Source organism: Sphingobacterium sp. T2 (assembly GCF_000814685.1).
Taxonomy (GTDB): domain Bacteria; phylum Bacteroidota; class Bacteroidia; order Sphingobacteriales; family Sphingobacteriaceae; genus Sphingobacterium; species Sphingobacterium thermophilum.
On record NZ_JXAC01000028.1, the window covers coordinates 1 to 15,081 of the forward strand.

The 15,081-nt window shown below is 42.2% G+C and carries 20 protein-coding genes and 1 pseudogene; 2 read left to right on the forward strand and 19 right to left on the reverse strand.

Features of this window, described 5'->3' with window-relative positions; all coding sequences use genetic code 11:
* Positions 1 to 229 precede the first annotated feature (229 nt).
* The 9 genes from SD31_RS02425 to SD31_RS02450 form a co-directional block, all read right to left on the reverse strand.
* Positions 230 to 889, reverse strand: coding sequence for an MFS transporter (locus SD31_RS02425; protein WP_231561082.1), 660 nt, complete (start codon positions 887 to 889; stop codon positions 230 to 232).
* A 31-nt stretch (positions 890 to 920) separates the two neighbouring features.
* On the reverse strand, positions 921 to 1,832 hold the full coding sequence (locus tag SD31_RS02430) for a hydroxypyruvate isomerase family protein (RefSeq protein ID WP_039052971.1): 912 nt from the start codon (positions 1,830 to 1,832) through the stop codon (positions 921 to 923).
* 5 nt (positions 1,833 to 1,837) lie between these two features.
* Positions 1,838 to 2,632, reverse strand: a complete 795-nt coding sequence (locus SD31_RS02435; RefSeq protein ID WP_262506506.1) for an FAD:protein FMN transferase — start codon at positions 2,630 to 2,632, stop codon at positions 1,838 to 1,840.
* The gene (locus SD31_RS14750) at positions 2,633 to 2,851 is read right to left on the reverse strand and encodes a hypothetical protein (protein WP_231561083.1); all 219 of its coding nucleotides are present in this window, start codon (positions 2,849 to 2,851) and stop codon (positions 2,633 to 2,635) included.
* 4 nt (positions 2,852 to 2,855) lie between these two features.
* On the reverse strand, positions 2,856 to 3,911 hold the full coding sequence (locus SD31_RS02440; RefSeq protein WP_231561084.1) for a Gfo/Idh/MocA family protein: 1,056 nt from the start codon (positions 3,909 to 3,911) through the stop codon (positions 2,856 to 2,858).
* The gene (locus SD31_RS18125) at positions 3,886 to 4,170 is read right to left on the reverse strand and encodes a twin-arginine translocation signal domain-containing protein (RefSeq protein ID WP_231561085.1); all 285 of its coding nucleotides are present in this window, start codon (positions 4,168 to 4,170) and stop codon (positions 3,886 to 3,888) included. Before SD31_RS18125 ends, SD31_RS02440 begins: the two co-directional genes overlap by 26 nt.
* Before the next feature lie 44 nt (positions 4,171 to 4,214).
* On the reverse strand, positions 4,215 to 5,012 hold the full coding sequence (locus tag SD31_RS02445; protein WP_231561086.1) for a formylglycine-generating enzyme family protein: 798 nt from the start codon (positions 5,010 to 5,012) through the stop codon (positions 4,215 to 4,217).
* On the reverse strand, positions 4,993 to 5,175 hold the full coding sequence (locus tag SD31_RS18130) for a hypothetical protein (protein WP_231561087.1): 183 nt from the start codon (positions 5,173 to 5,175) through the stop codon (positions 4,993 to 4,995). The genes SD31_RS02445 and SD31_RS18130 overlap by 20 nt, the downstream gene beginning before the upstream one ends.
* 153 nt (positions 5,176 to 5,328) lie before the next feature.
* A complete protein-coding gene (locus tag SD31_RS02450) occupies positions 5,329 to 5,952 on the reverse strand; it encodes an AEC family transporter (RefSeq protein ID WP_231561088.1) in 624 nt (207 codons plus the stop codon).
* On the opposite strand from SD31_RS02450, the gene SD31_RS16940 reads away from it, so the two are divergent.
* Positions 5,935 to 6,078 carry a hypothetical protein gene (locus SD31_RS16940; protein ID WP_197053493.1) on the forward strand — a complete coding sequence of 48 codons (144 nt, stop codon included), beginning with the start codon at positions 5,935 to 5,937 and terminating at the stop codon, positions 6,076 to 6,078. The genes SD31_RS02450 and SD31_RS16940 overlap by 18 nt on opposite strands.
* 332 nt (positions 6,079 to 6,410) lie before the next feature.
* On the opposite strand, the gene SD31_RS02455 is transcribed toward SD31_RS16940, so the two are convergent.
* From SD31_RS02455 to SD31_RS02470, 4 genes and pseudogenes are all read right to left on the reverse strand, one after another.
* A complete protein-coding gene (locus SD31_RS02455) occupies positions 6,411 to 7,028 on the reverse strand; it encodes a hypothetical protein (protein ID WP_052258572.1) in 618 nt (205 codons plus the stop codon).
* 88 nt (positions 7,029 to 7,116) lie between these two features.
* Positions 7,117 to 7,701, reverse strand: coding sequence for a hypothetical protein (locus tag SD31_RS02460; RefSeq protein WP_231561089.1), 585 nt, complete (start codon positions 7,699 to 7,701; stop codon positions 7,117 to 7,119).
* A gap of 166 nt (positions 7,702 to 7,867) precedes the next feature.
* Positions 7,868 to 8,749, reverse strand: coding sequence for a flagellar motor protein MotB (locus tag SD31_RS02465; RefSeq protein ID WP_410528228.1), 882 nt, complete (start codon positions 8,747 to 8,749; stop codon positions 7,868 to 7,870).
* 318 nt (positions 8,750 to 9,067) lie between these two features.
* Positions 9,068 to 10,101: pseudogene (locus SD31_RS02470) on the reverse strand (quinone-dependent dihydroorotate dehydrogenase).
* A 91-nt stretch (positions 10,102 to 10,192) separates the two neighbouring features.
* Here SD31_RS02470 and SD31_RS02475 point away from each other — a divergent pair.
* The gene (locus SD31_RS02475) at positions 10,193 to 12,118 is read left to right on the forward strand and encodes an ABC-F family ATP-binding cassette domain-containing protein (protein ID WP_039052972.1); all 1,926 of its coding nucleotides are present in this window, start codon (positions 10,193 to 10,195) and stop codon (positions 12,116 to 12,118) included.
* Here the strand turns inward: SD31_RS02475 and SD31_RS02480 are convergent.
* The 6 genes from SD31_RS02480 to SD31_RS02510 all read right to left on the reverse strand — a co-directional run.
* Entirely contained in the window at positions 12,115 to 12,579 is a 465-nt protein-coding gene (locus tag SD31_RS02480; RefSeq protein WP_039052973.1) for a GNAT family N-acetyltransferase, read from the reverse strand. The genes SD31_RS02475 and SD31_RS02480 overlap by 4 nt on opposite strands.
* A gap of 4 nt (positions 12,580 to 12,583) precedes the next feature.
* On the reverse strand, positions 12,584 to 13,033 hold the full coding sequence (locus tag SD31_RS02485) for a GatB/YqeY domain-containing protein (RefSeq protein ID WP_039052974.1): 450 nt from the start codon (positions 13,031 to 13,033) through the stop codon (positions 12,584 to 12,586).
* 6 nt (positions 13,034 to 13,039) lie between these two features.
* Complete coding sequence (locus tag SD31_RS02490; RefSeq protein WP_039052975.1) at positions 13,040 to 13,804, reverse strand: SDR family oxidoreductase; 765 nt, start codon at positions 13,802 to 13,804, stop codon at positions 13,040 to 13,042.
* Between the two features lie 336 nt (positions 13,805 to 14,140).
* Complete coding sequence (locus SD31_RS02500) at positions 14,141 to 14,332, reverse strand: hypothetical protein (RefSeq protein WP_039052977.1); 192 nt, start codon at positions 14,330 to 14,332, stop codon at positions 14,141 to 14,143.
* Positions 14,325 to 14,645, reverse strand: a complete 321-nt coding sequence (locus tag SD31_RS02505; RefSeq protein WP_039052978.1) for a hypothetical protein — start codon at positions 14,643 to 14,645, stop codon at positions 14,325 to 14,327. Before SD31_RS02505 ends, SD31_RS02500 begins: the two co-directional genes overlap by 8 nt.
* A partial coding sequence (locus SD31_RS02510; protein ID WP_039052981.1) for a class I SAM-dependent methyltransferase occupies positions 14,642 to 15,081 on the reverse strand: 440 nt, incomplete at its 5' end. The genes SD31_RS02505 and SD31_RS02510, both read right to left, overlap by 4 nt.

Here is a 15,081-nt window from a genome sequence, read left to right on the forward strand (position 1 = left end):
CAGATAGCGCAAGGCCAGCACAACATACCTACAACAAATGGTATTCTTGAAACCAAAACGGGTAAAAAACACAAGGAAGCACAAATAAATAAGACACAACACTTCAGAAATCTGTCCTATCGTCATCTTACCCGTAGGTTAGACATCCCCACCTCCGTCAAGAATTGATTAGCATATTGGTAATAGAATGCCAGAGGGATGCATATAAGTACTGAAGAGACCACGAACACTAAAAGTTTCTGTCTTTCAATAGTGCGATGGCATCCAACCCTAAAATCTGTGATATAGTTTTCTTCTCTGCTCCTTCCACCTTCACCGGAGGTGTTTTTGGCAGCAGGAAGCTAAACAAGCCTAACACCAATGACGCTACCGAAGCCAACAAAAAGGTATTTCTAAGCATACCCTGCCCTATAGCTTCTTCCGTATCCCACTTGAAAATATAACTTATAGACATTCCCGCTACAATCCATCCTATGGTGCCGAAAAGACGTATGATGGAAAATTCCTTTTCTGGATTGGTCATCTGACGGAAAGACACCGAGTTGACCAACGACAAGGTGGGCATGAAAAGAATCATATAACCCAACACAAAAGGAAAAAATACCGCTATGGTATCACTGGAATAAAGCTTATACATCAGAAAAGCTCCTATCAAGTGAAGTATTCCCAAAATCCTCTCCGCATTAAAATAGCGGTCTGCAATCAATCCGATAATAAATGGCGCTATGATAGCTCCCCAAGATTGTGTAGAAAATACGTTGGCAGTTTCCAGCCCTGTAGCGTTGAGCGTTTTGCTCAAGAAGGTTCCCAACGTAACGAACCAAGCTCCCCAAATGAAAAATTCGAGGAACATCATGAAAGATAATTTTGCCTTCGTAATTAAGTTCATATGTTTATAATTGATTATCTATACTTCTAATTTAAAAATTATCAGCTTTCCTGTAAGCAGCTACCAACAATTTTTCTCCCTCTACTCCGGATTGAGACATGCCATGTTCCATTCCCACGATACCTTTATACCCTTTATTATATAGCCACTTGAATACATTTTTATAATTAATCTCACCAGTAAAAGGTTCCTTTCTGCCTGGATTATCCCCTACTTGGATATAAGCGATCTCGGACCAACACAATTCCAAATTGTTTATGATATTACCTTCGTTCTTCTGCTGATGGTATACATCGTAAAGAATCTTGCAGGAAGGGCTGTCCACAGCCTTACAAATCTCATAAGCCTGATCCGTATATCGCAAAAAGAGGTCAGGAGTGTCACTTAACGGTTCTAATACCATCGTAATGCCGTGCGGCTCAAAAATCTCAGCACCACGCTTCAAGGCTTCCACCACATTGGCGGTCTGTACCCCTAAAGGAAGATGACGCGCATAATCTCCCGGCACTACCGTAACCCATTTCGCATTGACACGCTTGGCTACCTCTACAGACTGGCGACATCCGTTCAGAAAAATTTCTATATGCTCCTTTTTGTTGGCTGCTAAAGTATTTTGTCCATTGCCTCCTTTGGGAACGACAAAAACCCCCATACGCATTCCCAATTTAGCCAACAGCTCTCCTATTTTGATTTGCTCTTCAACACTACGCCCCGGCATACCGTTGTCTTCGATACTGCGAAATCCCAGGTCGTACATATATTTTATCTGATCCAGAAAATTTTTCCCTGCCGAGGCGGAAAACATTCCCTGATGCGGAGCATAATCCAATTTAAAAGTTTTATTGTCAAGAACTTCCCAGTTTTCAGCACTGGCTCTCCGGCTTGATAAAAGAAGACTTGAAAATATCAAACCCGAGTTTTTTATAAAGTCAGTTCTTTTCATAATTATCAATTAGGTTTATGATTGATGTTATAAATATAATTATTAAATCCTGAGCTTTGCAATTCTTTTAACTCATTATTTTCTTCATAGATAATATACGCTTCCACCTCTTTTTGTTTCTCGACAAAGGCTATCGCTTCCTCTGGCGGCAGAAACATTAGGTAATTATCTAAGGCATCGGCCTGCATAGCTGTCTTCGCTATCACGGTCGCACTTATCGTCGTATTCTGCACAGTACGCCCAGTGGCAGGGTTTATATGATGCGAAATATGTTGTCCATCAGTAATTCTATACTTTTCATAATTTCCGGACGTGGTAATAGCTCTGTCCTGTAACGTCATGATATAACCTTCCTCCGAATCACGATACGGTCGTTGTATGCGTACTTTAAAACTTTCGCCATCAGGTTTGACACCATAAGCATAAATTTCCCCTCCCAATTCGATAATAAATCGATTTATCTGTTTGTTTTTAAAAAAATCGGCTAGAATATCTACCGTATAACCTTGAGCAATTCCATCCAATACCAAGGATACCTTAGAAGCCCTTTTTATTAAACGGTTACCTTTAAGTAATATTTTATCTATGCCGACAAATTTTCTTACACTGTCAATCTGTGTAGAGGTAGGTTCCTCCATCTTTTTTTGAGGACCAAATCCCCATAAGTTCACAAGTGGTAGTACCGTGATATCAAAAAATCCCTTAGTGAGCTTATTATATTTCAAAGAAGCACGTATCACCTTCTGCATATGGATATCCAAAGACATTTCCTTGGTTTCCTCTTTATTGAAAAGCGTAATTTATGATTCCGCATTATAGATAGACATAGACTGGTCAATGACGCGCAGAAGGCTATCCACCTGATATCTCCGCACCAGACTGTCGGCAGCATAATATCGAATAGAATAAGTGGTTCCTTGGGCAAAGCCCTGAAGATTAAACTCTTCCACCGGCTGGTTAGGGTTCGCCCGGATTCCACTTGCACATACAGCTATGACCAGTAGTATTACGCTTTTCAACACATTATATATGTTTATCCGTGTTAACACCTGGAATCGGAGCGGCATACATGCCATTTTCATCAGGCATGACTTTAGGATTAGCATTCCAATCGAATTTTTCCGGCAGCAGATCCACATTCGACTTCAATGCTTCTTCCCACTTGATAACCTTACCGGTGTAGCAAGCCGCCCGCCCTATAATTCCTGTCAGCGAACTGTAAGCCCCGTATTCCGTATTGTTAAACTTATATTCTCCTTTGGCTATTGCCTCAAATAATTCCACATGCTCCTGGCGATAAGGGTTAGGATTACCCTGTGGATCGTGTCTATAGATTTCACGACCTTTATGGTCCCACAAGATAGCCTGTCCTCCCGCCGAAAGATAGATACGTCCTTTCGTACCTTGGAAAGTCTCATCGACTCTATTGAAGGAACCTTCAAAATGACAGCACTGACTGTTGATTACTGAGCCATCATCGTATGTAAGTTCCACGGAAAAATTGTCGTAAATCTCTCCATAGTCTTTACCCACACGGTGAGCTCGGGACCCTACTCCCTGTATCGACACCGGATATTTACCTTTTATCCAGTTTGCCACATCAATATTATGGACATGCTGCTCTACGATATGATCACCGCAAAGCCAGTTGAAGTAATACCAGTTGCGCATCTGATATTCCATCTCGGTCTGTCCCGGTTTACGTGGCCGTACCCACACCCCTCCACTGTTCCAAAACACCTGTCCTGCCACGATATCGCCTATGGCTCCTTCGTGCACCCTTTTTATTCCCTCACGGTAGTTATATTGATAGCGACGTTGTAAGCCCACCACGACGTTCAGCTTTTTCTGCTCAGCAATCTTTCCGGCATCCAACACACGGCGAACCCCCGGAACATCTACAGCTACGGATTTTTCCATGAAGACGTGCTTGCCTTGTTTTACTGCCTCTTCAAAATGTATTGGGCGGAAGCCCGGAGGCGTGACAAGCAATACCACATCGGCATCCTTAATAGCGTGTTTATAAGCATCAAAACCTACATATCTACGGGATTCAGGAACATCTACCTTGTTCGCCAAATTTTTTAGACAGGTTGATATAGGCTTTATCCAGATTATCTTGAAACACGTCAGCCAAAGCGACAAGCTTCACGTTCTGGCCGGACTGCAATGCATCAGAAGCAGCTCCCGTCCCTCTGCCACCACACCCCACCAAAGCGATCCTGATGACATCACTTCCTCCCGCAAAAACAGAAGAAATATTGGAGGTCGACAATGCTGCCGTTCCCGTCAGCACCGAAGAAGCCTTAATAAATTCTCTTCTATTACATGATTCCATAGAAAAATATAATTTTAGGTTTATAGGTTATTATTGCGTTGATGTTAGAAATCTTCAATAGGTTCTTTGTCGTAATAAGCCTTAATCTCCTCTGGCGACGGCGGAACCAAAGGCCGTACGATTCTCAAGCCGACAAAAGAAGCTTCTGGGAACCACCAGTTTGACTTGGGAACCTGCGGATCCAGCTGTTTCCACTCCGGATCTGAAAAAGATCGGGCAGCCGAACGCAGCTCTTTTGCATCACTACGAAACGAGCCTCCTCTTACCACATGAGGATAAAGCTCCGTAGGCTCTGCCACAGGATTCTTAGCTTTCTTGCCTGCAAACTGCTTGTAAAAATCGGCGTGATATTGATCATAAGTCCATTCCGCTACATTGCCAATCATATCATAAAGTCCGAAAGCATTGGGCTTTTTCTGTCCAACAGGATGCGTCTTTTGTCCACTGTTGGCCGCATACCAAGCATATTCGTCCAGCTGTTTGGCGTCGTCTCCAAAATGGTAGGCCGTCGTGGAACCGGCACGACAAGCATATTCCCATTCCGCTTCTGTTGGCAGCCTGTAAAACACCCCCGTGCGCACATACAGCCATTTGCAAAACTGAATAGCATTATAATGGGTCATCGCCAAAGCAGGATATCCCTCTTTGCCGAAGCCGAAAGTCATATCTAGATAAGGCTTAGTAGGTCTGGTCACCGCATCCACTTCTACCGGAACCTGCCCTTCTTCCTGTTTGGATTTTTCGTAATCTTTATAGAGAAAGGCCTGAAACAAATCCCACGTGATTTCATAGGTACTCATCCAAAAAGGATCTAACTCTACCTCATCGTGCAGGAGCTTCATCCCCCTTTTGCGAATGATTATCCCCCATAAGAAAGGAACCACCCGGTATCGCTTCCATACTGAAACTTAAAGGCGTACCTTCTATATACTGAACATATTTTTCGAAAGAAATATCAGAGGCCTTGGATTTGATCTTTTTTGGAAATATGCTGAGCACTGACATAATGTAAAACTGAGGGATGCTGCAAAAAAATAAAAAAGAATCGGGTATGCCTTCATTTATCTCTATAATTGGTTGATAGCTAAACAAAATTAACTCTAAGATAAGCTATTAATCCAATTATAAAAATAAAAATGCTATAAGGTAACAACTAAATTACAAAAGTGTATTTATTAACCTATACCAAGCAAATGAAAGCAAAATTCCCACTACGATGCTTACTCCTATCAAGGTGTTAGCGAATTTAACATTAAGGCCAAATTTTTCTATCACGATACTGGAAGCAACCAGACAAGGCATGGTCATCTCAAATACCGACACGCGAAAGAAATTGCCATGAAGCCCTAAGAGATAAACCAATAGCAAACATGCTGTCGGAGCAACCAACAGCTTCACAAACAACCCCGTATATAGCGCATTAAGTTCATGCGATATTCTTTTGAAGTTCAGCTGTATACCAATGGAAAATAAAGCCATAGGGCTTACCGTTGCCGCCAAACTGGAAAAGAGGTCGTGCAAAACAGGATGGTTTAAATATGCATGAAAAATTAGCGCTACAATACAAGCTATTAAAGGAGGAAAGGTGATAATTCTCTTAACGATATAAGTATATTTTTCTTTTGATGTCGAGAAGATGTTTTTGGTACTAGAAGCCAATAACACCCCAAATAAAAGAAAGCAGAAAAAAAAGTAACCTGATCGCTCACAATCGCTACCTTCAGGTACTCTTCTCCATAGTAACTGCTCACCAGCGGAAAACCTATGAAAGAGGTATTGCATAACCCTCCTGCGATTATCATCGTATATAAAGTCCTTTTGGAAAAATGCTGCCAGCGGTTCAACAATGAACACACAGCAAAAGAAATAGCAAAAGACAAAAAGGGAAGTATTGCCGTATATAGATAATCCAAACTCCATTCTATGGCAGGAATATACTTAAGTGCCACGGCAGGCAAGCTACATAAATTACCCAAGTGTTTATAGCTAAATGTCCTCCCTTCTTAATCAGTTTCAGCGAACGAAAAACATAACCCAAGGTCAGGCAGAGGAAGATGAGTATAAAATTTGACATTATCGGTTTTGTTTAAATCTTCAATTTTAGACATCCATAGACTTGGAAGAGAATGGACATCACAAAGTAAGAGCACAATGCAGGATAATCAAAATTTTATTAGAAAAGAATACAGCAAAAATGATTTTCGGATTATAAAAAAAGGACAACTTTCGTTGTCCTTACCTTATTGAAGTTTTTCTAAACCTTTACTTACCGATTTGGAAAGAGATTTTCCGAAATCTTTGTCTACCGTGATATATCCCGGATAGAAAAAGTTTTTGTTTCCTATTCTTACCGAAGGTTTAATTTTCAGAGCCAGCAGTGCATTACTTTTGCGGGTGAAGAGGTCGCTTAACAGTTTTTCGACGCCTTGCTCTTGCGCTACTCCGAAAAGATTAGCTCTAAAGGTCAACGGAACTATCATACTTTGTCCTTGCGCCAGATTGATATTTTCATTGACTGCCCCCTCGAAAAGCGGTTTACCACCGATTTCAATCAAATATTTAAACTCGTTGATTTTTGTTGTAGTAGTCGTCGGGTTCGTCATCTGCAAGTTTACTGTAGCTTCCAATGGAAGATCTTTGGTAAGCAAAGCTACCGCCAAGCCAGGCAAGCTGCTCAAAGATATTCCCCCATCGGCTTCGAAAGAGCTTATCTCTCGTCCCGCAATACGCATATTTTGCACGGAAGTGACATCGTAATTAAACTTGCTTAAAGCTTCCACCTGTGCTCGTTGGTTCAACGCACAACCACTTAACATCAAAACCAGCAATACCGCTACTGATAGTAATAATCGCTTCATATATTATTTTTTTCCAAATGTATAAACTAATCCTAACGTAAACACCGAATTTCCGGCTTTCAGATATTCATTTTTGTTCAACCCTATATTAAATCCGTTGGTGTACTGCAATTGCAGACCGTTCACAAGCTGCATCCGCGTAAAAAACAGAGGTTCTAATAAAAAAATTTTCCTCCCCTGTCACAGATACACCATCTACAGCAAACTTCTGCATCCCTACTCTACTTAGACGAATTGCAGTGCCATAGTTTAATTCCTTCCTATCTCCGAAGATATTTATTTTCTTTTTTCGAGTGGAAGAATAGTTAAACTGAACAAAGATCTTGTCGAAGTCCATTTCTCTTGCCTCCACCAGTTCATACCCCATCACGGAAGCACGTTGCTTGAAATCTTTGGTATTGCCTATACCATACCCCATATATACTTCGAAAACCTGTCTTTGGTCTTTTCCTATCCGTGTAAAATATCCTATGCCTCCTTCTGCGAGCCACTGACGGAAATAATCATTATTATTTGCTCCAGTATTGACGGTGGATGCATTGGCGACAAGCCCTACATTATCCGTCAGTGCCAAGGCCAAATTTCCCGAAATATTGCCCTGCGCATTAAAATGCCCTCCCACATATACTTCTCCGGCTTCACGGAGCATAGGTGTGGCAGGTACATTGGGCATATAAATGGAATGACAGCCTACCAAAAAAGCTAAATGAAAGCCCTCCTACTATACGAGAGATTTGTCGAAACTTCAGCATACCTTTTGATACGAACAATCGTGCCAAATTAAAACAAAAAGCCCTTGACATCTATGCCAAGGGCCTTAACTCTTTATTTTTTAACATCTAAAAATCTACCGAATGCTGTTCTGTCTCCGGCGCTTTATCGATCAACTCCATAAATTGATCCAACTTAGGTGTGATGATAATCTGAGTGCGGCGGTTGCGTGCTTTTCCTGAGGCGGTACTATTGTCTGCAATAGGATTGTATTCGCCACGACCTCCAGCAGTCAGACGTTTAGGATCTACTCCGTAATCGTTTTGCAGAGCCTGAACAACCGACGAAGCCCTCAAAACCGACAAGTCCCAGTTGTTTCGGATATTAGGCTTTGAGATAGGATCAGTATCCGTATTTCCTTCTACCAACACTTCATAATCTTTATAATCTTGAATGATTTTGGCTATCTTGCTTAATGTTTCGCCTGCTCTTTCGGAAATTTCGTAGCTACCCGACTTGTATAGCATATTGTCGGACAGCGAAATATAGACCACTCCTTTCAACACCTGCACATCCACATCTTTCATCTCTTCACGACTCAATGAACGGGTAAGCCTGTTTGTCAACACCATATTCAATGAATCTGACTTATTTTTAGTGTTAACCAAATGCTGGATATATCGGTTGGAAGCGTTGATTTCATCCACAAGCTTGGAGATGTTAACATTGCCTTGTGAGTTTTGGGCAATACTCTTATCCAGAGAAGCTTGTAGCTTTGCATAGGCTTCCTTCAACGCCGCATTGTTTTTACGCTCATAATCCAACATATCCTCTAGGCTTTTCACCTTGGCCCTACTTTCTGTCAACTCCATCTGCGTTTTGTGGTATAACTGCCCCAAATCTTTATACTGTGCATCCAGAGCAGCATACTGTTTTTTGCTTACACAGCCTGTCACCATCAGACCACCAAGCAATATCGTTATGGGCACTATTCTTTTCATGTTTATCATAATGTAATGTATTTGATAAGTGAAAATTAAATATTAAATTCTCGATTACCAATTTTTTATTGTTAAATAATATTAAAAGAAAATCCCTCAACCGGGGAGATTGAAGGATTTCTAACTAACTAACCAATTATAACCTAAATTATGAAAGCAATTACTGTATTTCAATTGATGTGCCAAATAACTTTTTGGCAGATGCTGTTAACAATTTTTAACAGCCCTTTTACTAACTTTCTACTGTTCAGACTATGAAAACATCATATGGTTTAAAAGGTTTTTGCCATAATGTCAGCAAAAAAAGTCCGGCATGCCGGACTGTCTTTATTTGCTATTAAGAATTCCTTTACATATATCCCTTATTAATCCCGGACCTTCGTAAATAAAACCGGTATAAATCTGCACCAAAGAAGCTCCGGCTTTTAGCTTTTCTAAGGCGTCGGCAGCAGAGTGTATTCCCCCCACCCCGATGATAGGAAAAGCACCATTAGATTTCTCATGCACATATCGGATTACTTCGGTAGATCGCTTTGTAAGAGGCTTCCCGCTGACCCCTCCTGTCTCTTTGACTAAATTCGAATCGGACTGCAGTCCTTCTCTGGAAATGGTCGTATTGGTAGCGATAAGCCCCGCAATTTTTGTTTTGTAGTAACTATCTCAACGATATCGTCGAGTTGTGAGTCCGTAAGATCAGGAGCTATTTTAAGCAGGATAGGTTTAGGCACCTCTTTTTGGGAGTTGAGCCCCTGCAAGGTGTTTAGGATGCGCATCAAAGGCTCCTTTTCCTGCAAATCACGAAGGCCCGGTGTATTAGGTGAACTGACATTCACCACAAAATAATCCACGTAATCGTACAACGCGTTAAAACAATAAATATAATCGTTCACGGCTTCTTCATTCGGCGTCACCTTGTTTTTACCAATATTACCGCCGATGATGAGGCCATTACGGTTTTTCAGGTGTTTAAGGCGTCCGGCAGCAACATCTGCACCTTGGTTGTTGAATCCCATTCGGTTGATTAAAGCTTCATCCGGAATTAGGCGAAACATACGCGGCTTGTCATTGCCCGGCTGCGGCCTAGGAGTAACAGTACCTATCTCGATAAAACCAAATCCGAAATTGGACATCTCTTCAATGTATTCGGCATTTTTGTCGAAACCTGCAGCCAACCCCACCGGATTCTTAAATTTCAAACCAAACACTTCACGCTCCAGGCGGGGATCTTCTATGGTATAAATAGATTTCAACAAGGGCTTCACCCCCCACACTTTGGTCAAGGAACGCAAGGATCTGGTCACTGTATGGTGTGCCTTCTCCGGAGCCATCGAAAAGAAAAGTGGTTTTATCAGTTTGTACATAATATCAATGAAGGTTTTTGTTATAATAACTCCTCTTACCGAGCTACAAAGGTAGAAAAGAAGCAGAAATATTCACTACTTTTGCAACGAAATGATATCAATAAATAACTTGACATTTGAAATTGGCTCGCGCGTACTGTATGACGAAGCCAATTGGCATATCAAACCGGGTGACAAGGTAGGATTGATCGGTGCCAACGGTGCCGGCAAATCGACATTGCTTCGTCTTATAGTAGGTGAATATACTCCTACCTCGGGTACTATCTCCAAAGCCAAAGACATCAAGATAGGTTACCTGAACCAGGACTTGCTGTCCTATCACTCCGACAAGAGCATACTTCATGTGGCTATGGAGGCTTTCGAACGCCAAAATCAACTGCATACTGAAATAGAGGATTTACTACAACAACTGGAAACAAACTATTCGGACGATATCCTGAACAAGCTTAGTGACAAACAGATGGAGTTCGAAGCGTTGGACGGCTACAATATCGAGTTCCGCGCCCATGAAATTCTGGCTGGGCTAGGCTTCTCGGACGAAGACCAAAAACGTCCGTTGGCAACCTTCTCCGGAGGATGGCGTATGCGCGTGATGCTTGCTCGCATACTCCTTCAGAATCCGGACATTCTACTTTTGGACGAGCCTACCAACCACATGGACTTGCCTTCGATCAAATGGTTGGAAAACTACCTGCAAAGCTTCGAGGGAGCCATCGTTATCGTTTCTCACGATCGCTACTTCTTGGACCGCATCGTCAACAAAATTGTCGAATCAAGAAAAGGGAAGCTTACCCTCTATGCAGGTAACTACAGCTTCTACCTCGAAGAAAAAGAGTTGCGCAACGAAATCCAGGCCAACCAATACAAAAACCAACAGGCAAAAATAAAACAGGAAGAACGCCTTATCGAACGTTTCCGTGCCAAAGCTTCTAAAGCTAAGATGGTGCAATCGCGCATCAAAGCACTAGAACGTATGGAGCGCGTGGAGGATGTAGACGACGACAACCCGGAAGTAAACTTCCGATTCAAATTTTCCAAGCCATCGGGCCGTCATGTAGTAACTTTGGAAAACATCTCCAAATCCTATCCTAATATTGAGATTTTAAGGAATACAGGAGCGGTCATAGAGAAAGGTGACAAGATAGCCCTTATAGGTGCTAACGGTAAGGGGAAGTCTACCCTCTTGCGTATTGTGGCCGAAGCAGACAACCAATTTGAAGGAAAGGTCATCAAAGGACATAATGTGACGCAGACCTTTTTCGCCCAGCATCAATTGGAAGCTCTACATCTAGACAACACCATCCTGCAAGAGCTGCAGTCCTTCGCTCCTAAACATACGGAAACGGAGCTTCGCTCCATTTTGGGATGTTTCCTCTTTTCGGGGGACGACGTGTTCAAAAAAATCCGTGTGCTGTCTGGAGGTGAAAAGTCGAGAGTGGCTCTGGCAAAAGCTCTCACCGCAGATGCTAATTTCCTTGTACTAGATGAGCCTACAAACCACTTGGACATGACTTCGGTAAACGTACTGATCCAAGCCTTACAACAATATGAAGGCACCTTCATTGTCGTTTCGCACGACCGTTATTTCTTGGACCATGTAGCCAACAAAATTTGGTTTATCGAAGATAAACAGATCAAAGAATATCCGGGAACATATCAGGAATACGAAGAGTGGAGTGCCAAACGTCAACCGAAAACAGTAGCAAAAGAGGAAAAGAAAACCGTCAAACAAGAGGTTCCAAAAACCAAAACTACCCCTACGGAAGACACCAAAAAGCTGCTTCAAAAGAAAAACAAAGAGCTCACTGCCTTGGAACAACGCATCGCCGAGAAAGAAAACGAAATCAAAACATTGGAAGCCTTGCTCACCGATGCCTCCGTCTATTCAGATGCTATAAAGCTTCAGGAAGCCACACGCAACTACAATTCCGCAAAGGCTGAATATGAAAAAATGCAACACGAATGGGAAAGCTTGGCTGAAGAGATTATGGAATTAGAAAAAGAAAAGGGACTTTAATCAAGTCCCTTTTCTTTTTCAAACAGCATTTCCACATGCGGAATGTTGTCTTCCAAATATTCTTCACTCACCCTCTCAAAGCCTACCCTTTCGTAGAAGCCTTGGAGATGTGCTTGGGCGCTGATACGTATATCTTCATTGGGGAAGTCTTCTCTCACCTGAGCTATTGCCTTTGACATAAGTGCATTTCCCAGCTTCAAATGACGACATTGAGGATGTACCACCACTCTGCCTATGGAAGCGTCGGAGTAAGATACACCCGGTGGGAGAAGCCTTGCATATGCGACCAGTTGGTTGTTCAGATAGCCCATAAGATGCTTACCCTTCAGATCCTTGTTATCACACTCCGGATAGAGACACTCCTGTTCCAGCATGAACACATTGATACGAAGCTGAAGGATCTGATAGAGCTCAAAGTTGGAAAGTTCTTCGAATTCCTTAATTTTCCAGATAATATCCATGTATTTAAGCCAGACTAGATTTCACAATTTCCGAAATAGTTCTTCCATCAGCACGGCCTGCCAACTGAGCATTTGCCACTCCCATCACTCTACCCATATCTTTCATTCCTGAGGCTCCGGTCTCTGCAATGATCTTTTTTACTATTTCTTCTATTTCTTCACGCGAAAGTTGTTTTGGAAGATACTCCTCAATAACATTCTGTTCTTCCAATTCTATCTGATACAGATCATCACGTCCTTGGGCCTTATAGATTTCACCCGACTCTTTGCGTTGCTTAACCAACTTCTGCAGCACTTTGATTTCTGCTTCTTCAGTAAGCTCTTCATTGGCAGCCTTTTCAGTCTTCGCCAGAAGGATTGCCGCCTTTATAGCACGTAATCCACGGAGGCGCGCGTTATCTTTAGCAAGCATCGCAGCCTTAATATCCTGATTGATTTTTTGTTCTAATGACATAGTAATTTATTTTCTATTTACGATGGTGCCGTTAGCTTGCGCTGTAGGCATTATTAACAAATCATTGATATTGACATGTGCCGGTCTTGACAGCACAAAAGCTATCACTTCCGCAATATCGTCTCCACAAAGCGGGGTAAGCCCCTGATAGACGGCCTTGGCACGTTCCTTATCCCCCTTAAAGCGCACCTCCGAAAATTCCGTTTCCACCATACCCGGATTAATAGCCGTCACCTTAATACCAAAAGGCAACAAGTCTATGCGCATAGCTTTATTGAGGGCGTCCACAGCATGTTTGGTAGCACAATACACGTTGCCGTTGGGATATACCTCTTTGCCGGCTATAGAGCCCAGATTAATGATATGTGCATGTGCACTTTTCTTCAACAGTGGAGTTACTGCCTTGGTAACATACAACAAGCCTTTGACGTTGGTGTCTATCATACGGTCCCAGTCGTCCGGATCTCCATCCTGTATAGGATCCAAACCCTGGCTAAGCCCGGCATTATTGATTAATATATCGATGTTTTTCCAAGCGTCTGGAAGATTCTCTATCGTGGATTCTACCTGCATTCTGTCACGCACGTCCAACTCAAAAGTGTACACCTCCGTCGCAGGATATGCAGTCAATATTGCTTTTTTCAGGTTGTCCAAACGCTCTACCCTACGGGCACACAGCAGCAGCCTGTAGCTTCCCTCTCCGGCCAATACACGTGCACAGGCCTCTCCAATGCCTGAACTTGCTCCCGTAATTAAAACTGTTCTCTTCATCATTGAAAAATTAAACTGAAATAAACATTCCTAATCAACCCTTTATCTAAGGGTTTCATAAACTTATTGTCCTTTGCCAGCAAATGGTTATTGTCAAAGATATTGTTCACACTTTGACTGAATCTGATTTCCGGCGACATTTTAAAGAACGAAAAATAGATATCGAACCCTAATCCTGCTTCCCAAGCTATATAGTCATTCCTAAGCACTAAAGATGGTGAATACACTGATTGTGAGTCTATAGAATTGGATGCTGTAGCATAATAACTCTCAGCTCCAGCCCATCTTAAATAACGTATACCTCCCAGCAAATAACCTCTATATCTTACATCAGTTTTAAAAACTTTTTTTTTCTTCCGATCTAAGCTTTAGGGCTACAGGAAATTCAAATGCCGTGAAGTTATCGCCATAAAGATCATCTACTACCTGCTTTGGCTTTCGTACTATAGGAGCAATCTCCGGATTCGTCGATGTATAACGAATACTCAATCCGTTGATCACTGCAAACGTAGGCGTAAAATTAAGCATAAACGATATCAGACAGCTTGAAATCCACAGGAATCCCAAAAGAAAAGCCATGCCCACTCTTAGAGCTTACGGCTTTTATCTCTCCCAAATAGGTAAGCTCCTGCGGATCTGTGTCCTTACCGTATAAGACCTGCCAGTTGTTTTTCAACGTCAACTGGTAGTCTTGCTTTAGAAAATTATATTGTATTCCTATTTGGATTTCGGCCTCCTCATCATATCCCCCACTGAACGGAAATGATATTTTTCGCTGCGCGTATGACGCATTTATCAACAGCAGCAAGCTGAGAATGACTGTCAATCCGATACGTTTCATTTTTCTACTTCATAAATCGTACAGAACCCGAACGTCTGCGGTTTTACGTTTGTAGATTTGAACCCCACCCTCCGGGTAATTTCTGCGAACCGCTCGCCATCGGGAAATTTGGCTACCGACTCCGGTAGATAAGAGTAAGCACTAGAGTCCTTGGAAATCAAACGTCCGAAAGCTGGAACCATCTTGTGGAAATAAAAGTTATAAAACTGTTTGATCGGAAATGCTGTTGGATTGGAAAGCTCCAAGATGATGGCCTTGCCTCCCGGTTTGAGGACCCTATGTATTTCTGAAAGTCCCTTCTCCAAGTTTTCGAAGTTCCGCACCCCAAACGCTACAGTCACTGCATCAAAACTGCTGTCGGCAAACTGCAGATTTTCGGAATCGCCAATGCTGCACTTCAAATACCTTTCCTGCAACCTTTTCCTGAACTTTTCTC

Coding starts and splice junctions, on each gene's coding strand:
- SD31_RS02490 (WP_039052975.1), bottom strand. CDS start 13,804: ATGAAGAGAACAGTTTTAATTACGGGAGCAAGTTCAGGCATTGGAGAG.
- SD31_RS02475 (WP_039052972.1), top strand. CDS start 10,193: ATGATATCAATAAATAACTTGACATTTGAAATTGGCTCGCGCGTACTG.
- SD31_RS02480 (WP_039052973.1), bottom strand. CDS start 12,579: ATGGATATTATCTGGAAAATTAAGGAATTCGAAGAACTTTCCAACTTT.
- SD31_RS02465 (WP_410528228.1), bottom strand. CDS start 8,749: ATGATAAACATGAAAAGAATAGTGCCCATAACGATATTGCTTGGTGGT.
- SD31_RS02505 (WP_039052978.1), bottom strand. CDS start 14,645: ATGAAACGTATCGGATTGACAGTCATTCTCAGCTTGCTGCTGTTGATA.
- SD31_RS18125 (WP_231561085.1), bottom strand. CDS start 4,170: ATGGAATCATGTAATAGAAGAGAATTTATTAAGGCTTCTTCGGTGCTG.
- SD31_RS02445 (WP_231561086.1), bottom strand. CDS start 5,012: ATGAAGCTCCTGCACGATGAGGTAGAGTTAGATCCTTTTTGGATGAGT.
- SD31_RS02455 (WP_052258572.1), bottom strand. CDS start 7,028: ATGAAGCGATTATTACTATCAGTAGCGGTATTGCTGGTTTTGATGTTA.
- SD31_RS18130 (WP_231561087.1), bottom strand. CDS start 5,175: ATGTCAGTGCTCAGCATATTTCCAAAAAAGATCAAATCCAAGGCCTCT.
- SD31_RS02460 (WP_231561089.1), bottom strand. CDS start 7,701: ATGCCCAATGTACCTGCCACACCTATGCTCCGTGAAGCCGGAGAAGTA.
- SD31_RS02425 (WP_231561082.1), bottom strand. CDS start 889: ATGAACTTAATTACGAAGGCAAAATTATCTTTCATGATGTTCCTCGAA.
- SD31_RS02485 (WP_039052974.1), bottom strand. CDS start 13,033: ATGTCATTAGAACAAAAAATCAATCAGGATATTAAGGCTGCGATGCTT.
- SD31_RS02430 (WP_039052971.1), bottom strand. CDS start 1,832: ATGAAAAGAACTGACTTTATAAAAAACTCGGGTTTGATATTTTCAAGT.
- SD31_RS02500 (WP_039052977.1), bottom strand. CDS start 14,332: ATGCTTAATTTTACGCCTACGTTTGCAGTGATCAACGGATTGAGTATT.
- SD31_RS02450 (WP_231561088.1), bottom strand. CDS start 5,952: ATGCAATACCTCTTTCATAGGTTTTCCGCTGGTGAGCAGTTACTATGG.
- SD31_RS16940 (WP_197053493.1), top strand. CDS start 5,935: ATGAAAGAGGTATTGCATAACCCTCCTGCGATTATCATCGTATATAAA.